General features: G+C 46.9%; 17 protein-coding genes and 3 tRNA genes. 7 read left to right on the top strand and 13 right to left on the bottom strand.

The window, feature by feature from the left end; translation table 11 throughout:
• Nucleotides 1-76: 76 nt before the first annotated feature.
• Nucleotides 77-148, bottom strand: a tRNA-Glu gene (locus NZ043_RS16240).
• A 308-nt stretch (nt 149-456) separates the two neighbouring features.
• Between NZ043_RS16240 and NZ043_RS16235 the strand changes: the two genes are divergently transcribed.
• The gene (locus tag NZ043_RS16235; protein ID WP_076251528.1) at nt 457-1233 is read left to right on the top strand and encodes a DeoR/GlpR family DNA-binding transcription regulator; all 777 of its coding nucleotides are present in this window, start codon (nt 457-459) and stop codon (nt 1231-1233) included.
• A gap of 4 nt (nt 1234-1237) precedes the next feature.
• Nucleotides 1238-2131, top strand: coding sequence for a Cof-type HAD-IIB family hydrolase (locus NZ043_RS16230; RefSeq protein ID WP_339308884.1), 894 nt, complete (start codon nt 1238-1240; stop codon nt 2129-2131).
• Between the two features lie 67 nt (nt 2132-2198).
• Here the strand turns inward: NZ043_RS16230 and NZ043_RS16225 are convergent, their stop codons facing one another.
• Complete coding sequence (locus tag NZ043_RS16225) at nt 2199-2870, bottom strand: MgtC/SapB family protein (protein ID WP_017690026.1); 672 nt, start codon at nt 2868-2870, stop codon at nt 2199-2201.
• A gap of 93 nt (nt 2871-2963) precedes the next feature.
• Nucleotides 2964-3623 (bottom strand): flavin reductase family protein, encoded by a 660-nt coding sequence (locus NZ043_RS16220; RefSeq protein ID WP_339308883.1) that lies wholly within the window; start codon nt 3621-3623, stop codon nt 2964-2966.
• Nucleotides 3624-3730: 107 nt separating this feature from the next.
• Between NZ043_RS16220 and NZ043_RS16215 the strand changes: the two genes are divergently transcribed.
• Nucleotides 3731-4429 carry a winged helix-turn-helix domain-containing protein gene (locus NZ043_RS16215; RefSeq protein ID WP_339308882.1) on the top strand — a complete coding sequence of 233 codons (699 nt, stop codon included), beginning with the start codon at nt 3731-3733 and terminating at the stop codon, nt 4427-4429.
• A 107-nt stretch (nt 4430-4536) separates the two neighbouring features.
• Here the strand turns inward: NZ043_RS16215 and NZ043_RS16210 are convergent.
• The 3 genes from NZ043_RS16210 to NZ043_RS16200 all read right to left on the bottom strand — a co-directional run bounded on the left by NZ043_RS16210 (nt 4537) and on the right by NZ043_RS16200 (nt 5262).
• Nucleotides 4537-4625 (bottom strand) — tRNA-Ser (locus tag NZ043_RS16210).
• Nucleotides 4626-4631: 6 nt separating this feature from the next.
• A tRNA-Asn gene (locus NZ043_RS16205) sits at nt 4632-4707 on the bottom strand.
• A gap of 93 nt (nt 4708-4800) precedes the next feature.
• The gene (locus NZ043_RS16200) at nt 4801-5262 is read right to left on the bottom strand and encodes a SprT family protein (RefSeq protein WP_036669054.1); all 462 of its coding nucleotides are present in this window, start codon (nt 5260-5262) and stop codon (nt 4801-4803) included.
• A 118-nt stretch (nt 5263-5380) separates the two neighbouring features.
• On the opposite strand from NZ043_RS16200, the gene NZ043_RS16195 reads away from it, so the two are divergent.
• Entirely contained in the window at nt 5381-5737 is a 357-nt protein-coding gene (locus tag NZ043_RS16195) for a hypothetical protein (RefSeq protein WP_017690032.1), read from the top strand.
• A 181-nt stretch (nt 5738-5918) separates the two neighbouring features.
• The gene (gene cmpA / locus NZ043_RS16190) at nt 5919-6062 is read left to right on the top strand and encodes a cortex morphogenetic protein CmpA (protein ID WP_017690033.1); all 144 of its coding nucleotides are present in this window, start codon (nt 5919-5921) and stop codon (nt 6060-6062) included.
• 180 nt (nt 6063-6242) lie between these two features.
• Here cmpA and NZ043_RS16185 read toward each other — a convergent pair whose 3' ends face one another.
• The 6 genes from NZ043_RS16185 to NZ043_RS16160 all read right to left on the bottom strand — a co-directional run bounded on the left by NZ043_RS16185 (nt 6243) and on the right by NZ043_RS16160 (nt 15109).
• Nucleotides 6243-8465, bottom strand: a complete 2223-nt coding sequence (locus NZ043_RS16185) for a Tex family protein (RefSeq protein WP_339308880.1) — start codon at nt 8463-8465, stop codon at nt 6243-6245.
• 538 nt (nt 8466-9003) lie between these two features.
• Nucleotides 9004-11193 (bottom strand): alpha-galactosidase, encoded by a 2190-nt coding sequence (locus NZ043_RS16180; protein WP_339308878.1) that lies wholly within the window; start codon nt 11191-11193, stop codon nt 9004-9006.
• Between the two features lie 237 nt (nt 11194-11430).
• Complete coding sequence (locus NZ043_RS16175) at nt 11431-11781, bottom strand: type II toxin-antitoxin system PemK/MazF family toxin (protein WP_024630714.1); 351 nt, start codon at nt 11779-11781, stop codon at nt 11431-11433.
• A 3-nt stretch (nt 11782-11784) separates the two neighbouring features.
• Nucleotides 11785-12066 carry a ribbon-helix-helix protein, CopG family gene (locus NZ043_RS16170; RefSeq protein ID WP_017690037.1) on the bottom strand — a complete coding sequence of 94 codons (282 nt, stop codon included), beginning with the start codon at nt 12064-12066 and terminating at the stop codon, nt 11785-11787.
• Between the two features lie 260 nt (nt 12067-12326).
• Complete coding sequence (gene alr, locus NZ043_RS16165) at nt 12327-13514, bottom strand: alanine racemase (RefSeq protein ID WP_133386767.1); 1188 nt, start codon at nt 13512-13514, stop codon at nt 12327-12329.
• A gap of 395 nt (nt 13515-13909) precedes the next feature.
• Nucleotides 13910-15109 (bottom strand): DUF4367 domain-containing protein, encoded by a 1200-nt coding sequence (locus NZ043_RS16160; protein WP_339308877.1) that lies wholly within the window; start codon nt 15107-15109, stop codon nt 13910-13912.
• Nucleotides 15110-15358: 249 nt separating this feature from the next.
• On the opposite strand from NZ043_RS16160, the gene NZ043_RS16155 reads away from it, so the two are divergent.
• Nucleotides 15359-16852, top strand: a complete 1494-nt coding sequence (locus tag NZ043_RS16155; RefSeq protein WP_133386765.1) for a serine hydrolase — start codon at nt 15359-15361, stop codon at nt 16850-16852.
• A 241-nt stretch (nt 16853-17093) separates the two neighbouring features.
• Here NZ043_RS16155 and NZ043_RS16150 read toward each other — a convergent pair whose 3' ends face one another.
• Nucleotides 17094-18980 (bottom strand): ABC transporter substrate-binding protein, encoded by a 1887-nt coding sequence (locus tag NZ043_RS16150; protein ID WP_339308874.1) that lies wholly within the window; start codon nt 18978-18980, stop codon nt 17094-17096.
• A gap of 123 nt (nt 18981-19103) precedes the next feature.
• Here NZ043_RS16150 and NZ043_RS16145 point away from each other — a divergent pair, with 123 nt between their 5' ends.
• Nucleotides 19104-20399, top strand: a complete 1296-nt coding sequence (locus tag NZ043_RS16145) for an MFS transporter (protein ID WP_339308873.1) — start codon at nt 19104-19106, stop codon at nt 20397-20399.
• The last annotated feature ends 140 nt before the right edge of the window (nt 20400-20539 follow it).

The following is a 20539-nucleotide window of genomic DNA, read 5'->3' as shown; positions in this document are numbered from 1 at the left end:
TTCATTCTTGTCTATAAGAGCAATGACTTTGAGGATTACTCATCGAAAATGTAGATCTCATGAGGTGGTGAAGATATGACCCGTAGGGGATTCGAACCCCTGTTACCTCCGTGAAAGGGAGGTGTCTTAACCCCTTGACCAACGGGCCTTAATAACAAGTTTGTCTTTCTTGGCGACAAGAATGAGTATACCACAGGACAATTTGAACTTGCAATACTTTTTTTAAATTTTATTTTTCAAGCGTTTTTGTCTTTGGCACACGGCTCTTCAGATCCCTAATATTAGCCATCTCCCCATTCATGCCAGTGTCATCCCCGTGCAGGAACAATGTTAACTATTCATTAAAACACTTATAAAAACTTACGTTCACTTATAATATTGCAAATTACATTAAGAATACTTATAATTAAAGTATCAGTATAAGTACGGTCATCCATACACTCGGAGGTGACATGTTTGTTTCAAGAAGAACGAATGCAGCTCATTGTTGAACATCTACGCAAACACAATCGCATCTCAGCCGATGATATTGTCGCCTTGTTTGATGTATCACGGGATACTGCACGCAGGGATCTGATTAAGCTCGAGGAACAGGATGCAATTATCCGAACCCGTGGCGGCGCGATTCTCCCCCCTCCTCCGCAAGAATTCAGATCCTACAAAGACCGTTTACTCGATGTATCTGAGGAAAAGAGGGCCATCGGCAAACTCGCTGCGGCTATTGTAAGGCAAGGCGAGATCATTATTCTGGACTCTTCCACGACTGTGCAGGCCTGTGCCGAGAACTTAGACGGCAAATCCTGTACCGTCATTACTAATTCGATTCATTCCGCTGATCTTCTCTCCAATCACACTGCTGTCCAGATTCGTTTGCTCGGAGGCAAAGTAGATAAGGAACAACGTTATGTCTACGGTACCTCTGTTATTGAGACCCTCTCCCACTATTATGTAGATAAAGCCTTTATCGGTATTGGCGGTATCACCATGGATGGCTTCAGCGCTTCCGAAGAGGAAGGGAAAATTAAACACCAAATGATGAAAGCTGCCAAGAAGGTTGTTGTTCTTGCAGATCAATCCAAGTTTGATAGACGTTATGGTTATCGTTTTGCCGACTGGTCATTGGTGGATGTATTGATTACGGATCAATGGCCAACCAAAGAATGGCTTGTTTTTCTAGCCGAACAACAGGTTGAGATTCTCATTCCTGAACCAACAGATGATAAGGAGTTGTAAATATATGAAATTATTTGCCACAGATTTAGATGGAACTTTGTTGAATATAGATAGCCAGATTAGCCCGGAGAACGCCGCAGCCATCCAAAAGGCCCAGCAATCCGGTATGAAAGTTACCATTGCTACAGGACGTGTCTATTCCGATGTTGTGACCATCAGCCGCGAAGGCGGGATCAAAACCCCAATTATCGGCTCCAACGGAGCGACAATTCATGATGCAGACGGTGAACGTTTATTCCATCTTCCGCTTGAGCGTGATACAGCAGCTTCCGTCATGCAGTGGCTGGAAGATCATGATGTCTATTATGAGGCTTCAACGCAACAAGGCATCTATGCCCCGCGTAGCAGTCATGAGACCTTGCTCGCCGAGATGGAACGTGTTCTTGGTTCGAACCCTGGTGAGGACATTGCACGCATGATTCGCTCCATCAAGAAACACTATGACAAAAAAGACTACCACCGCGTAAACAGCCATCTCGAAATTCCGGCAGAGGCCTACATCTATAACATTATGGCCTTCTCCATGAATCCGGACAAAGTAAAAACAGGACGAGAATACTTCGCTTCCCGATCCGATGTCGCTATGGTTGTATCCTTTGAGCATAACTTCGAAATGCAGCACCCGGACGTATCCAAAGGTAATGCCCTCACCAAACTGGCGGCTCACCTGAACATCTCCATGGAAGATACAGTAGCGATCGGCGATAACTTCAACGATGTCTCCATGTTAAAAATGGCAGGACTCGGCATCGCCATGGGTAATGGCGAACCCGAAATCCAGGCATTAGCCAAAGCCATAACGCTGACCAATGTGGAGCACGGTGTAGCCCATGCCATCGAGTGCCTGCTTGAAGGTAAACCGGTATCCCGCCCAGAAACGATTGTCGGAGAAGGTTAGTAATTGAACCCATACTGAATTAAGCACTGAACCTGCATGGTCGCCTGTTGAGCCATGCAGGTTCGCTTCATTTTAACTCCGCAGATCGAACGTGAGGCACGTCCTGTAACAAAATAATCAGTTGCTCGCCCCGGTATGAACCCGGCAATTGTAACGTGAACTCAAGCACAGTCTCTTCCACGGAGTCTGTGCTTGTTTGCTGTTCAGTCTTAAATCCGATGACCGAGATCTTCTCCTGTCCCAGCAGTGCCAAAACAGTCTTCAGGGCCTCTCCCTCATTTTGCAGATGGATGGTTAACGTCTCTGTTCGGGCGGATACCAGCCAGCGTGTGGGTCTATGCAGTAACATCTGTGCCACGACAATAAGCAGTGTCACGCCTGCACCCGTCCAATACAGACCTGAACCCACAGCAAGTCCCATGCCTGCCGTAGCCCATATGCCAGCCGCTGTGGTCAATCCCCTGACCGTGTGACGCTGTGTGAAGATCATGCCCGCTCCAATGAACCCCACACCACTAACGACTTGTGCAGCGATCCTTGAAGGATCAAGAGACAGATTGTCCCAGCCAGCCTGATCCTGGAATCCGTATTTGGACACAATCATCATCAGGGCAGCACCGACAGCGACCACAAAATGAGTACGAATTCCCGCCTCTTTCATTCGATTCTTGCGCTCATATCCGATTAGCACACCACATATTCCAGCTATGAGTACACGCATCAAATATTCCACTTCCATGCACATCACCTCTTTCATTATGTATATGCTTACATTAGTCTATCTTTACTATTACCCAATCTTTACATGACTAATAAAGAACTTCCGTCCAGGTCAATTCTCTGCCCGGAAATTTTCCCCTTGTCTCTCTCCCAATCCGTAATAATGTCTGAAATTATATATCAGCGGATGCCATTCCTCTGGATTAATCTTGTTCGGTCCAGATATTAGCCTTGTGTGCGCGTGCACCTTTAACGCTTTCACTTCGACAATCGCCATGAACGGTGTATGTTCGGGAATACGAATGTTTTGTACTGCCGCTTCAATCTGGAGCGGACATTCAACTATTTTATCTGGTGCCACCTGAACCGAGCATTCGGATGTCAGTCCAGCTACAGTGAATTTATCATGACAATATTCATAGCCCATCTGCCTTTTCTCCTCAGGAACCGGGTTAACTCCCGTATAACGACCCAATGCCTCAACCTGTCTCCACATGGTCGCATCTGGTAAATTAATCACACACTCCGGATGTCGACTCAGATTTTCATAGGCTTTGCCTTGAGTACCTAGACCGAGAACCAGACAGTCTCCAAGCGCCCAAGACGAAGATAATGGTGACAGGTTGGTTGACCCATCCTCATTTAATGTGCTTAGCAGCAATACAGGCGTACCATAATATAAAATACTGGGATTAATCGTTTCATGTTGAATCACTGCTGGACTCTCGTACAACTGCCCTGTAGCAAAGTCCTGTTTCGTTATCTTTTTCATCCTGTACCTCTCCTGTTCCCATTTCAATGATTTATAAGCTCAATCTGACCCATATGGGACGATACAACTGGATTGTAATACAGTAATAGTTCAGATATGATCGAAGTATGAATGTATATCCGAATATTACTGTTATTGCGTCGTTAATCGCTGATCCAAGCCGCGCTATTTTTCTGTCATCCTTACTGGATGGCCGTGCGTTGCCCGCAGGTGAGCTTGCTCATATGGCAAGTGTCACTCCCCAGACGGCAAGCAGCCATCTAGCTAAACTCGTAGAGGGGGGATTACTTGAAGTTGAACAACAAGGACGCCATCGATACTACCGTCTTGCAAACAAAGAAATTGCTAATCTGATTGAAACGATGGCCAGTATTGCCCCGCCTGTTCAGATCCGCTCTCTCAAACAATCCGATCAGCTTCAACAACTGAGCCATGCACGGACCTGTTATGGTCATCTGGCCGGAAAATTGGGAATCTCGCTCTGTGAAGCCTTATTACAGAAGGGGTATCTTTCAGAGCCCGAAGAGGCACACAGCAAGGATTATCAAGTTACAGAGAAAGGAATACAGTGGTTCACTTCGTTTGGAATTAAACTTCAGATGCAGCCAGGATCACGCCGGGCCATCGCTCGCAAATGTCTGGATTGGAGCGAACGCCGTCATCATCTCTCAGGTATGCTTGGGGAACAACTCAGACATCGGTTAGCGGAACTGGACTGGATTCGTCAAAAAATAGGAAGTCGCTCTGTCGAAGTGACGGAAGCAGGCAAGAAAGGTTTATACGAGGTGTTGAGCATTTCACTTTAAGCAGAAGCGTATACAAGGGATAAGCAAAGATGAATAAACGCAAAAAATCCCCTTCACACTGACCGTTAACCGGTCTAATGTGAAGAGGATTTTTTGTGCAATCAGAACGGAGAGAGAGGGATTCGAACCCTCGCACCGCTTACGCAGTCTAACCCCTTAGCAGAGGGTCCCCTTATAGCCACTTGGGTATCTCTCCAAGAAATGGCTCCCCGAACAGGGCTCGAACCTGTGACAACTCGATTAACAGTCGAGTGCTCTACCAACTGAGCTATCAGGGAAAATTAACTTGAATAAGATTAATTTATCATGATTAATAATCCAAGTCAACATCCCTTCCATCACTTTCTTTAATACATTGGATGATACACACATCAGATATTTTGAAGGCCCAGTTTTCCCGCGCAACGACCACAGCGATAACGCTTCGGATCTATTTTCCGTTTGCGCAAATATTCCGTACCACAGCTCTTGCATACCAGCTTATAACGATATGGCAACGGCTTTCTGCCTTTGCCGTCAGGAAGTGATTGGCAGTAACGCGAGCCACCTACCTTCTGCAATAAAGCCTTGAATTCCGGGTCACGATGCTGATAGCCGCGCCCACGAATATGCAGATGATAGTGACACAGCTCATGTTTGATGATTTTCTCAACCTCATCTCGCCCATAGGCTTCGAGTTGATGCGGATTGATCTCAATCCGGTGACTTTTGAGCATATAACGCCCACCCGTCGTGGTCAGGCGACTGTTAAACAACGCTTCATGGGTGAACGGTACTCCGAAATGATCCAGTGATACCTGTTCAATCCATTGTTGCAATTCCTCATTTTCCATCGGTATCTCTCCTTGCACCCCCTCGGAGCATTTGTTTTTCCGGCATAATACTTGAATTTTAACCGTTTCGTAGGCTACACTGTCAAGTAGAATGTATGAGGGGAGATTATTACTCGTTATGCCTACAATGCGCTATGTCATCCTGCAGCAGGAACAACAATTGCAGTTCGTGGAAATGCCGGCAGATTACGCCTATCAACTCAGTGCGCTCAACCTGCGCCTGCACAAGGAAATTGATAAACTCACTGCAGCAGATGTCCCTGTCCTGCCTTGGGCGATCGCCGAATGTGACAGCCTCGATCTCCTGAACGAAAATCTTACTATCATCGGCGGCCTTGATTATATCAATGCGCTTGAAGAATCTTTTGCAGCACTACGTGAAAGCCATTATCCTTTGATTTCTCTGCTGACTGAAATCCGGGCTCTTCAGGCCCAATTGGAACAATGGTATGAAGAAGAGATGGAAGCTCTCTAATTCAACCGCAGGTATCATTTTATAATGATGAGAACAAAAAGCACATTTTCCTGAATTGGGATTTGTGCTTTTTTTGATGAACAAGATTGATTTGCCGGAGGCCTCCACTTATCCCGCACAGTCCAGGCTATTGCCACATATGCTAACGTACAGATGAATTATGCAAGAGGAGGAGATACCCTTGCCTCAATGGCTTTGCAATCAACTGATGCGTGCATTTCACAAAAAGGATAGCCGGCAAATCAAGTTGCTGAACGAATGCTGGTTCTTTTATCGTAACAAACCAGCAAATGGCACACCACGCAGCGCGGAGAACGAACTTTAAGAGGTTGTTCATAAAAGTCTGCATTGGATTACGAAGGATGCCCTTTTGAACACGTACTTTAAGAAAATGCACATATTGCCCACCGTACTTACTAGAGGAATTAGAACGGACAACGGGACTATTCCTGTCGACAACAAACAGCCTTCCTGGTTAGGGAAGGCTGTTCTCCAATCCTACTATTTAAGAAGACTGTTGCGCAGAAGCAGGCTTTTTCATCGTAAGGCCGACACGGCCTTTTTTGGTATCCACATTCATAACCCAGACCGTTACATTATCCCCGACAGATACAACATCCATCGGATGTTTAACATACCCGTTGCTGAGCTGTGAGATATGGACAAGCCCATCACTCTTAATTCCAATATCAACAAAGGCACCAAAATCAATTACGTTCCGAACCGTACCTTGCAACTCCATGCCTTCTACCAGATCCTCAATTTTCAATACATCTGTACGGAAGATTGGCAACGGCATTTCTTCACGCGGGTCACGACCCGGACGCTGTAAGCTGTCCAGAATGTCCCGCAATGTAGGCACACCTACGTCCAGTTTCACAGCCAATTGCTCTGGCTGTTGCTCTGACAGTAATACCGACAGTTCCTTGCTTCCCAGCTTGTCCAGTGCAACCTGAAGCTCCTTGAACAGCTGATCCACAACCTTATAGGACTCTGGGTGAATCGGTGTACGATCCAATGGATTCTCACCCTCACCAATACGCATAAATCCTACGCACTGCTCATAGGTTTTGGCACCCAGACGTGGCACCTTCTGAAGCTGACGACGGTTCGTAAACCGGCCATTTTCTTCACGGTACTTCACGATGTTTTTGGCAATCGTAGCGTTAACTCCGGCAACATATGACAGCAACGAAGGTGATGCCGTATTCACGTCCACACCCACATGGTTAACTGCGGATTCGACGACAGCCTTCAGGCTTTCTTCGAGAATCTTTTGGGAGACGTCATGCTGATATTGACCCACGCCAATGGCTTTTGGATCAATCTTAACCAACTCCGCAAGCGGGTCTTGTACACGGCGTGCAATGGAAGCTGCACTGCGCTCCGCAACATCCAGATCCGGGAACTCTTCCTGGGCCAGCTTGGACGCAGAATATACACTCGCGCCTGCTTCATTAACAATCAGATACACAAGACTTTCATCACCGTTCTCCTGAATGATCTCGGCAACAAACTGCTCCGTTTCACGTGATCCGGTACCATTACCAATGACGATCAGTCCGATATCATATTGCTTGATCATCCGATGGAATACTTCCGCAGCTTCACGTTTCTTGTTGTGTGGTGGCGTTGGGTAGGTCACAGCCACTTCCAGCAGCTTGCCGGTATCATCTACTACAGCCAGTTTACAGCCGGTACGATAGGCCGGATCGACACCCAGCACACGTTTGCCATGAATCGGCGGTTGAAGCAACAGATTACGCAGATTGGCCGAGAATACTGAAATGGCTTGATTTTCACCTTTTTCCGTCAGTTCTCCACGAACTTCACGCTCGATGGAAGGCGCAATAAGCCGCTTGTATGCATCTTCAATCACATCACGCAGGATATCCTGCACGGCAGAAGCACCACGAATGATCTGTCCTTCCATATGACGATGGGCCGGTTCTGCCTGTACATCCAGGCCGACTTTGAGAATACTCTCACGTTCACCGCGATTAATCGCGAGAATACGGTGTGGAGGCATCTTTTTGGCTAGTTCGCGGTAATCATAATAATTCTCGTACACGGACTCCTCTTGAGCATCCTTCGCTTCTGAAGTCAACATCCCGTGATCCAAGGTGTACCGACGAATCCATGCACGAATGGCAGCATCGTCTGCGATATTCTCAGCGAGAATGTCTTTGGCCCCCTGAAGTGCCGACTCTGCATCTTCTACACCCAGTTCAGCATTGATATATTTCGCAGCTTCCTGAAGTGCATCACCTTGTTTCGGTTGACCCCAGATCCATACAGCAAGGGGTTCAAGACCTTTTTCCTTAGCCACGCTGGCACGCGTTTTCCGCTTCTGACGGAACGGACGATACAAGTCTTCCACTTCCTGAAGCTTCACAGCTTGGGTAATGGAGTTCTTCAGCTCTCCGGTCAGCTTGCCCTGTTCCTCTATAATACGGATGACTTCCAATTTGCGATCCTCAAGATTGCGCAGATAAACAATGCGTTCTTCAATCGATCGCAGCTGGTTCTCATCCAGCTCTCCAGTCATTTCTTTACGGTAGCGGGCGATAAATGGAATCGTATTGCCTTCGTCCAGAAGCTCCGACGTTGTGCGGACCTGCTTCAAGGACAGTGACAGTTCCTTGGCTACCTGTTTGATGATTCGTTCATGGCGTTCTGCCTTTATTGTTTCTTCATTGGGTTCCAGAACCGTTTCCTGTTCAGACAAAATAAATCCCTCTTTCCTTCCTGAATCGTTCGTTACAATCATTTCAGGGCAGCTTTGCTGCTGTAATTACAGTATAGTTGAAGCATTTGTTTCTTCCACTCTACCCTATATTATCACAGAATCACGTCCAGATTTCCATCAATCCGCAAGCATACAAGTTCTGACAGAATGATGTCATCCTCCAGCCTTCCCCAATACGTCAAAAAAAGACCGAAAAACGTCAATACGACGCTCCTCGGTCTTTCCTTATTCAAAACTTTAAATACAATAGCAATCTAATAAGTGAAACTGCTCATTTACACGATAACGGAGAGGACAGAAAAAACCTGAAAAAGCGAAGCTACAAGCTTTCTGCAGAAAGCTACTTCGAAAGCATACACTCGTCTAAAAGCTTTCTGAAAGAAAGCTACATCGGAAGCATACGCTATCTCCGGATTTTCCCTTTGAGAAAAGGGAATCGAAAAATCTGGGGATAACAGCGATTGGAAGGTTGTTCTGTCATCGTAGTATCCGTGTAAATAAAATGTAGTTCACTTATCTAGATGCGTTCAAACCGGAACATTTCGCTCAGATAGTCTCCTGATGCACTGCCTACCGAAATACCGCCATACATCAAGGCATCGCCGGTAAAGGTCTCCGATCCGCCTTTCAGACGGTAATCCGCATTAGGGTCCAATCCTTTCAGCTTCAGGCGCTGAAGTGGCGCATTAGGCTCAGAGAGCACGCGGAAGTAGAAAACCACGGCTTCGCTTCCGTCCGGTGCAATAAACATCCACGCTGTCTCATTGCCTTCAAACGGACTGAGCAAGCGACGGAATGTTCCATATTGAACTGTTCCACGGATCTCCTTGTACAGCTCTACCTGTGCTTTCACGATCTCGTTCTCTTCCTCAGTGAATTTCGTCAGGTCCAGCTCGTACCCGAAGTTGCCCGACATCGCAACATGTCCCCGAATCTCAAGCGAAGTGATCCGGTTAACCTGATGATTTGGTACAGCTGAGATATGCGATCCCATGGAACTCACCGGGTACACAAGACTGGTACCGTACTGAATCCGCAGACGGGATATAGCATCCGTGTTATCACTTGTCCACGTCTGTGGCATGTAATACAGCATACCTGGATCGAAGCGGCCACCACCACCTGAACAACTCTCGAACAGAATATTGGGGAACGCCGAAGTGATTCGTTCCATGACGTCATACAATCCCAACATGTAACGATGCGCGGTCTCACGCTGTCTATCTGCCGGAAGCAACGCGGAACCCACTTCCGTCATATTCCGGTTCATATCCCATTTCACATAAGTAATTGGTGCAGAACCAAGTACGTCTGTTAACATGCGCACGATCTCATCACGTACATCCTGACGAGAGAAATCGAGTACCAATTGTTGACGTCCTTCTGTCCGGCGACGATCAGGCACATGCAGACACCAGTCCGGATGCGCACGATATAACTCACTGTCTGGCGAGATCATCTCAGGCTCAAACCACAGTCCGAACTGCATGTCCAGACCTGTTACGCGGTTAGCCAGATCATCCAGTCCCTGTGGCAATTTGTTTTTATCTACAATCCAGTCACCCAGCGAGGAGTTGTCACTGTCCCGGTGTCCAAACCAACCATCATCCAAGACAAACAGCTCAATACCCAGCTTCTGTCCAGCACGAGCGATCTGTTCAATCTTATCTGCATTGAATCCAAAGTAGGTTGCTTCCCAGTTATTGACCAGAACCGGACGTTCCGCATTACGGAACTTACCACGCGCAAGACGCTCCCGATACAATTCGTGGTAAGACTGAGACATACCATCCAGACCTGCATCCGAGTATACCATAACCGTTTCAGGTGTCTGGAACGCTTCCTGTGGCTCCAATTTCCAGCTGAACTCAAACGGGTTGATCCCGAGCGATACACGGGTGGTGTGGAACTGATCCACTTCAGCCTGTGCAGTGAAGCTGCCACTATAAACGAGACTGAATCCGTAAACTTCACCTTGGTCTTCATCCGTGCCTGGTGTCATCAGCGCAATGAATGGATTCTGTTGGTGACTGCTTGAACCGCGACGGCTCTCAATCCCTTGCAGGCCTGACGCAAGCGGTCTGCGAACGATATCACGTTCACGTGTCCAAGCCCCTGACAATTGCAGCAGTTCATAATCAGCATGCGGGAAATCAACAGAAGAACTGAGCGCACGCACCACATTCACTGAGGTAGCGCTCTCATTAACGATACGCATGGAGCGTGTAATCGCATTAAATGCCGTAAAGGCTGTATAAGAAAGCTCGATTTTGATACCAGCGACGCGGTCTTCCAACTCAATAACCAGTGTCTCTGCTTCGTCATCGGATTCAACATACGTTGCTGGCAATCCAGTAAGCGCTATCTTTCCTTTGACCAATCGATGGCCTGTATACGTAAACTCCGAAACCGTTGAGCCATTCTCAAGTTCCAATTGGATTGCAGGATTACGGAAATCACTCGTGCCATACACTGGTAATTCTACTGGCAACGTATCGAACGAGATTGTACGATCCTCTGGTACCGGGTTCGGACTGAAAGATGCTCGTTCTGTACGAACATGCAACCAGCTCAGATCGGTGTCACGTAATTTTTTGCCATAATACAAATGCACCAAATATCCTGAAGGCAGTACCTGAAATACGTAACTGGCCTCGCGGGTCTGTAAATGAAATTGAAGTTTCTCCTGATTGATGTAAATGCTCATATGTCTCCTCCACCTCTATATATATAGGTCTTTCGGGTAAACGGTTTCTCAGGTTTCATTATAGCGAAAAGATCGCCAATGTTCTACGCTCTCATCAAGCTTTAATCAAAAGAGCGCATAACAGCCCGAAGGTTGTCATACGCTCTTTTGGTTACAGTCTGAATTCAGTGTGTTCCCTTACAGGAACATCCATTGCCAACGGACGGCAGGGCAGCGTACAAGACACTGGTTGCTGCCTTAAAAATCGATTAAACCAAGGCTGATCTGTAAGGCTTCGTTGACCAGTTTCATGGTCTCCTCGTCCAGATGGGTAATCTTGTCAGTCAGCCTCTGTTTATCAATCGTCCGTATTTGTTCGAGCAAAATAACCGAGTCCCGGTCAAAGCCGTGTGCCGCCGCATCAATTTCAACATGCGTTGGCAGCTTTGCCTTCTGGATTTGGGCGGTGATAGCCGCCACAATACAAGTTGGACTGAACCGGTTGCCGATATCATTCTGGATCACCAGAACCGGCCTGACTCCACCTTGCTCGGAACCGACAACGGGAGAAAGATCCGCAAAAAAAACGTCACCACGTTTTACGATCAATGTCTACACCCCGCTAACTAAGCGGTCCAGAGTGCTGTCCGCATCTTCCTCCGCATGAAAGGCTTCGGATGCCATGGTCAGATTAATTTTTGCCATCTCCATGTACCCTCGCTGCATCGTTTCACGGATGTAACGTTTCTTACGCTCCGTTAAATACAGCTTCATAGCCTGCCTAATCAATTCGCTGCGGTTGGAATTCTCCAGCGCTACGATGCCATCCACTTCCTGCAAAAGATAATCAGGTAAACTGATCATGATCCGCTTGGTGTTCTGCAAGTTGGCCACCTTTCTTCCACCCCCACAAACCTTTCGCCATTGTGAACCAGTATTACGTTTTTCCAGAACTTTTATACAAAGGAATATATATGCCCCGAGTATATCAAGTATGCTGTACTCCATTATAAACACGGGGAACAATATTCGTACAGACCAAACATCTCAATTCAGGAATTAAATCCTTACCGTCATACATAATTCGAGATGCTCCGACAGTTTTCCTTCTGTTCTGAAAAAAAGTTTATTGGGAATGACGTCCAGTTTACCTGTCAGGATGTCAAAAGTGGATTAATTTTGGCGACTACTGCTCCCCCGCGGGTATATACCCGCGGAATGCGGTGCGCCATCATGCAGATCACTTCATAAGCAATCGTACCGAGCTGGGATGCCACCTCGTCTGCGGTTATTACGCCACCAGACTGATGACCGATGAGGACAACCTCTTCGCCGACTTGAATTTCTTCCGCCTCTTCCGCGAAAGATTGTAACGACACCATACACTGATCCATGCAGATCGTACCGACGACAGGGACGCGGCGGCCGCGTACAAGCACTTGTGCTTTACCTGTCAGCATTCTGGAGAATCCGTCTGCATATCCGAGCGGCAGGGTCGCTATTCGTTCGTACCCTTGCGTAAAATAACGGGTTCCGTAACTGATCCCCCAATGGGGTGGCAGTGTTTTGACCAGAACCGCTTTTGTCTTCAGCGTCAATACCGGGGACAGCTTCACCACCTGATGATTCACCTCAGCCGAAGGATACAGTCCGTACAGGCTTATTCCCACACGTACCATGTCATAGGACAATTCCGGTGTATCAATGGCAGCGGCGCTGTTCGCCGTATGTATAATCGGGATGGAACATCCCTGATCCCTGAGCGCATGAACCACGCTTTGGAACCGTCTATACTGCTCCAGTGTATAGGTTTTGTCTTCTTCATCTGCTCTGGCAAAATGGGTAAACATGCCTTCCAGCATCACCTGATTGAGCGAAGCTACTTCCTGAATGAAAGCCAATGCCTCATCGCCAGGCAACAGACCTAATCGGCCCATGCCGCTGTCGATTTTAATATGAACCTTCAGTTTGTTAGCGAATGTGCTCGCATCCAGATGTCGAATGGCGTCAAGCACTTCCCTGCTGAACAGTGTGACGGTCACATCATGTTGCCATGCAACAGCGATCCCTTCAGGCGGCGTATAACCCAGTACCAGAATTGGAATCGTAATCCCATGTTGTCGCAGTTCCAGAGCTTCGTCAAGAAAAGCCACACTTAAGTAATCCACACCCACTCGTTCCAGTTCTCTAGCCGTCTCCACCGCTCCATGTCCATAGGCATTGGCCTTCACACAGGCGAGGAATTTCATGCCCTGAGGCAATGCCTCGCGGAAAGCTTCTACGTTAGTACACAAATGATCCAAATTGATGTCCGCTTGGGTCGGCCGATATTGTCCTTGCACGTTAAGTCACCTTCTCTAATCATCTTAATCCGGCTCACGTCAGACTCCATCGTAATGCTCCAGCATGTGACTGTCAAATGAACCGAAGTTTCGCATTCAAAAACAGATGTAAGGTGCGCCGTTTGAGGAACAAATGCGATCACAGAAGAAGACCAATAAGCGAGATTGGCAGGGCTAAATTCCACTTTTCCACCCCAGCAAAATCTGCTTATATCGATTATTTACCCGGTTCCCTCTGCGTAGAAGCGCATTTTGCATTATTGGGTGTATCGAGTAAGAAAAACGGCGAAAGATGAATACCTGTCTTACATCAAAGCAAAGCACCGGAGAACGGGTCTCCGATGCTTCTTAGCATTCCTTATGTTTATGCTACTATTCGTTCATTTGTTCAAAAATCATTTGCCTGACTCTTCCTGCATCGAAGTTGCAATGCGTACCATTTCGTTCTGAGGCAGGTCTGCACTGGTGATCCGATATTCTATACCATCTGTCATCCATGTCAGTGTCTTCAATGCATCTCCGCTGATCATCCCCAGTGTGAATCCAAGATCCACTACACTGGATGGAGCAAGCGACACAGCTCGATCCTGCGGTCTGGCTTCGAATATGGTGTAATTATATATTCCTTCATAACGAAGCATAACCGAATAGTCTCCAGCCTCTTCCAGAATCTGATCATCCTTGAGCTGCACGCCTTCCGGCGCATAGGTCGGCTGAATTACGCCGAAGCTGTCTGAGCCTTCCGGTTCTGCAAGGGTTGGCTCTTCGCCTTCCTGACCTGTTGCAGCACCTTCTGTACCTTGCTGCTCTGTGTCCCCACCTACACCTGTCTGTCCATCAGTAACAGCTCCGTCAGGTTCAGGCGCAGTCTGAGGATTGGCAGGTTCTTTACCGCCCTCATTCCCGGTTTGCTCTGCAGGAGTCACACCGGAGTCCGTTCCTGTTTTGCCACCTTCTTCTGTAGCTGCTGACATGTTACGTTGCATGTCAAAGGCATCTTTCTCAAATTCAGTCCCGAATTTGAAGGAGTCAAATTTCACATCGACCACAACATTGGCATTGGAGTCGGATACTTCCACCTGTTTAGGTGCATAATCGCTTTTGTTCAGCCAGATCTTCTGTCTGACGAGTGCATGTGTATTATAATTGGCAGCTACATCAAAAACATAGCTCTCCTTCTCATCCGCAAACTGACGGGTTGTATCTCCCGTAATGCTCCGAATCAATGTTTCATAGAGGTATACCTGTCCTTGGTTATCTGGCCAATTGCTCTGAAACCGGAAGCTTTTGTTCTGGCTTGGCGTCAAAACAAATACACCTTCATCGTTACGCAGTACAATCTGTGTTACATCCTTTTTGGCATTCGTTAACGCAATACGATAATAGGAAGGCTTCTGATGCCATACCTCGACCTTGTACTGCTGCGGCGTATCTCCGGTATGCAGCGTCATCACGCCTGCCCCCTGGTAACTTTCCATCTCTCCTACGACTTCGTTCAGATCTTTGACCACAGCTGCCGCATCCTTCTTCCCGCAGGCGGCAAGTAAGGCCGATAAGACCAATACCATGGCAAGCATCCATGATATTCGGCGCATGACATCATCCCCTTTAGCACATGTTTTCACTTCAGGATTGTGCTTGCAGCAGAACCCCTACTTGATTAGTACATGTTATGAGGGACTTGTTCGATATATGCGGACTAGTTTGACAAGCAATCGGTGAAGTCCGTTAATACGGCATTGCTACGCAAAATCAGTCTCGGGGAGGATGTTAACTTTATCCAGAAAAGGCATAGTAAATTGTAGGATATTATTCGTTTTGTTGAATATTGGGAGGGAAAAGGTATGACGAAAACAAAGCTTCGCACATCACTGGAAGGACTGGATGAATTCATCAACGAGCAGCTTCAATTATGGAATGGTGTCGGCACAGCGGTGGCTGTGATCCATAAGGATGAAGTCGTCTGGCAAAAAGGCTACGGTTATCGTGACCTGGAGTCCAAACTTGAAGTTACCCCTAATACGTTGTTTGCCATCGGTTCAAGTACCAAAGCCTTTACCGCAGCAACCGCTGCTCTGCTTGTGGATCAGGGGATACTCGACTGGGATACCCCTGTGAAGTCGTATATGAAAGATTTTCAGATGTTCGATCCGATCGCAACAGAACGTATAACTACTCGCGACATGCTGTGTCATCGTTCGGGTCTTCCAAGGCATGAGTTGGTATGGTACAACTCCCCGCGTACAAGAGAAGAACTTGTTCGTACATTACAGTATCTGGAGCCAAATCAGGATTTCCGAAACAAATGGCAGTATCAGAACCTAATGTACATGACGGCAGGTTATCTGGTTGGACAGCTCAATGAAACTTCGTGGGAGCAGATGGTTCAGAAGACCCTATTTAATCCGCTGGGTATGAACTCAAGTCTGTTCTCTGTTGAAGAAATGCAACTTCAGCCTGACTATGCTTACCCTTATATGGAGAAGGATGGTCAGAATACGAGAATACCTTTTCGAGCCATTGATGCCATAGGACCTGCTGGTTCCATTAACAGCAATCTAGTCGATATGATTGCATGGCTTCAATTCCAATTGCATCAAGGTCAATGGGAAGGAACGTCATTGATATCTAAGGAACAGATGAAGATTATGCATAGTCCTCAGATGCCCAGTGATTCGCCGTTCATAAGCCAAGAACTGCCTGTGAGTACATATGGTCTGGGTTGGATGATTGAGCCTTATCGTGGACATGCCATGATTCATCATGGTGGGGCTATTGATGGCTTTGCATCGCAAGTTGCCTTTTTGCCAGAGGAGCAGATTGGAATCGTGGTTCTGAGCAATACCCACGGAAGTATAATTCCGTATACGGTTGCTTTTCATATCATGGACCGACTGCTTGGATTGGAGCCCGTTAATTGGAGTTCCAAATTAAGAAAATTAATGGGGAAAGAATCAGCAGACACGGAGGCTAATCCGGAGAATCCTTTGGAAATACCTATTCAGCCAGACACTGCCGTTGAGGAAAAAATTGAAGAACCTCACATTACACCTTGTGATCGTCCTTACACCGCTTATGCGGGTATTTACACGCATCCTGGTTATGGCGAGATGTCTATTCAGGAGACAACGGACGGGTTGCAGGCAACCTTTAACGCCATTGAAATGCCCATGGAATACACCGGAAAAGATACGTTCTCCGTCGAATTTGTGTTATTCGGTCTGAAGATCACCTATACGTTCACCCTGAATGAATCATCAGAAGTTGCACAATCCATCTCCATTCCTTTGTTGCTTGAACCGGGGACAAAGCCTATTGAATTCATTAGGGTTTCGTAAATAATCAGAACCTATATAAATTAAACTAATGAATGTTTACACTGGTCACTCCGATGACAGAACAACCTTCTGATCGCTGTTATCCCCAGATTTCTTTGATTTCTTTTCATAAAGGGAAAATCCGGGGATAAAGGCGAACGCTCTGATTCTTCAGGTTATTTCTGTCCTCTCCGTTTTGTATAAATGTTTAATTCAATTTATATAGAGAACACTTGCTTCATTTCCGTTGTGGTAGCCATACCTACCACAACGGAATATACACCGGATAACTCGTGTCCTCTTCCTCGGCACCAGGGCTTCTCTTCACCCACAATCTGCGCAGATCAGGCAGACCATACCCCGCAAGACGATAATCTCGCAACGAATCATGATGGGCGTGTTCTTCCTTGAAGCTGTATGTGGGCAGAAGCAACGCCTCCTGAATCAGTCGATCTTCTAGCCGAATCAATCTACTCAACCGCTCCGCAGGTTCCTGGATCATGACCACTCGTCCACATTCCTGCTCCAGTTCATGTCTCCAGTAATCATTCATCGCAATCAGGAATAACGTGTTCTGGAAGGTATACATCATCACGAGACTCAGTATGACATGATCATTGAAGACTTCTCCTGTATAGATCAGATCACAATCCCCGAACCCATCTTGATAGACTGCATGAACCGGATCTCCCGGGATAATGTTAATATGTAGGCCAATCTGTTTACATCTCTCTGCAAACCAGACCATATCTGCCTCCATCTTCTCTCCTTCTTCCACCCACAGACTTAAACTTTGCCCTTGGTAAGAGCTACGACGCAATAATACTGAGGCCCGCGCCAGTGAGGTCTCGACAGAAAGTACTGTTTCAGGTGTGACCGAACCATCCGATTGTTCCGATTGCTGTTTCCATAGCTCCCCTTGATCCGCACCCTCCGTAAGATGTTGCTTCTGTACTCGTCCTCGAATCAGACTATAAGCAGCCTGCGTGTTCGGGCTTCCGAGTGCTTCCGACAACTCCTGCGCATTCAATAGCTGTTGAACAGCCCGGCGAAAATTCACATCATGCTGCGGCCCTTCCTTTTGCATATTAAACGTCATATACACTCCGCCCTGCATCTCATGCTGTACAGCACGAGGTTGTACATCCGGAAATAAATCATGTTTGATGATGGACTCCGCTTTTCCCGAGTGGGGGAGCTGCCACACTTCAACGCGATCCACATAAGCCCGCCCTCTGAAATAGGTAGGGAACACCTCAAGCACGAGCAGCTTCGAATCATGACGAGTCAATTGATAAGGTCCTGTTCCAATCGGATGGAGCGGGTTCATCTCCACATCTCTAGGCAGGATAGATGCAGACATACTACTCATTAGATCCGGGAACATGAAGTTGGGCTTATTCAACACAAAACGTACAGTCAACTGGTCATACGCTTCTATGCTCCCAATGGAACTAAACAGAGGCCTGCACGGGTTACTCTTGTCAGAGATAATGCGATCAAAGGTAAACTTCACGTCCTCTGCATCCAGTATCCTTCCATGGTGAAAAGGTATGCCTTTGTGCAGATAAAAGGTCCATTCCCTTCCGTCCTCATGACTCTCCCATGCTATAGCCAGACTCGGCTCACATACTTGGCGTTCAGCATGATAACGAACCAGACGATCAAAGACCTCTGCAATGATGAAAACTTCTCCCCACATCCCCGTCTGCGTTGGGTCGAGAGTCTTAAAAGGTGTATTCTGCGGAATTCGCAAAGTATCCACTCGCCCTCTGTCCCCTTCATTCGAACGCAGACCGAATTGAGTCTGCATTTGCTGCATCAGATGTTCTCGCATCGTAATTGGCAAAGCGGCGGCCAGTTCATAGGCGTCCTCCATCCTGTTGCCACTCAATAGATAATCGAACCGTTCACGCGCCACTTCAAGCAACGGGATGTAAAATACCAGCATCGATTTTTTGCCCCTGCCACGCTGCGGGTTCCACCTGACCCACCCGTTCTCCTTGAATTTGTTCATAATGAGGTTCATGTTGCGCATAGTACAACATAAAAAATCGGCGAGTTCACCTACCGTTGTATATACTTCTTGTTCATCATGCACATGTGGAAAGTTTAATCGCAGTTGAATGTAATGTTCTGATACGTCCATATATGTCCTCCCTTCTGCTAAAATACGAAATCCATCCGGATACTTCTACTGTTTTTCTTCAGGTTTTCCTCCATTATACTCAGTAACATCAACATGACCAGTGGGAAGGAAGAAAAACGACTTATGAAATACGCCGATTTGCACCCTAACATCAGGATACGTATCATTACTGATTTTTTCACGGATCTGACCCAAAAGTCCATCATTCCATTCATGGCGATCTATCTGAGTATTCAGATTGGCGCAGGTTTGGCAGGGTTATTGCTGACTGTCAATATTGTGGCGTCCATGATTGTGGGATTGTGGGCAGGATATTGGTCTGACCGGATTGGACGGAAGAAATTGATGGTGATCGCACAAAGTCTCCAGGTCATGGCTCTACTCGGCTTGGCCATCGCCAATTCGCCCTGGATGGATTCGATCATTGTCACTTGTCTCATGTTTCTGCTCAGTAGTCTCAGTTCAGGGATCACCGTGCCGATTGCTAATGCCATGATTGTCGACGTGAGCAGTGAACATGAACGTCATTATGTATATGGATTGCAATATTGGACAACAAACGTTGCTGTAACCTTTGGCGCACTGATGGGCGGACTATTTTTCGAATCATTTCGTTTCCTATTGTTCAGTCTGGTATGCCTTGAAAGCCTAGCTACCCTGTTTATTTTGATCTTTATGATTCGTGAAACAATGGATAAACGCGTTTACGATTGTGAAGATCAATCCAATAATTCCGGCCCATCCACCAGAGCATTGGAGGCCGATGCTCCCATCCAGAGGAACATACTGAAAACGTACTGGGCCGTCTTTCAGGACAAACGTTTCATGATATTTTTCACGGCTACGGTACTTGCAGTCTCCCTGGAATTTCAGTTGGATAAATACATCGCTGTTCGTCTAAAAAAAGAATTCACCGCTCAACTGTTCGGCTCAGATATCTCAGGTTTGCCTATGTTCAGCCTCATCATGGTCATCAACACCGTACTGGTCGCCTTAGTTGCCATTCCATTCTCCAAATGGATAGGTCGCTTCCAGTCCCGATCTATCATGACTGTCGGTATGCTGCTCTATACTGCAGGTTTCACCGTACTTGCTTTCAGCAACTGGGCCTGGTTACTCATCTCATCCGCTATATTGCTAACCATTGGAGAATTGATGTACGCCCCTGTTCGTCAGGTCATGCTCGCGGGCATGATTCCAGATTCGGACCGTGCTGCCTATATGGCTGCTGACGGGTTGAGTTACAACGCTGCTGCCCTTCTCGGCAGTCTCGGGTTAACCATTGGAGCCTTTCTGCCCTCCTATGCAATGGCTGGTCTGTATGTCCTGATGGGGCTTGGAGCGCTCATCTTTTTCCGAATGTTACTTCGGAAGGCAGAGGACCAGAATCAACATCTGCCGTGTGCAGATGCATCTTGATTTCACTTTTCCGACAACAAAATAATCATCCAAGGGAGCCCAGCAGGCTCTCTTTTTCATGTCCATTATCAACGTTTAGAAGTAAATTATATTTAACATTTTGTATATTATAGTTTACATTTAGTAAAATATCATGTACA

Origin of the sequence: Paenibacillus sp. FSL k6-2145, from assembly GCF_037976585.1 — a bacterium.
Classification (GTDB): domain Bacteria; phylum Bacillota; class Bacilli; order Paenibacillales; family Paenibacillaceae; genus Paenibacillus.
Note: the sequence above shows the minus strand (reverse complement) of the source record. Positions and strands in the feature narration are given on the sequence as shown.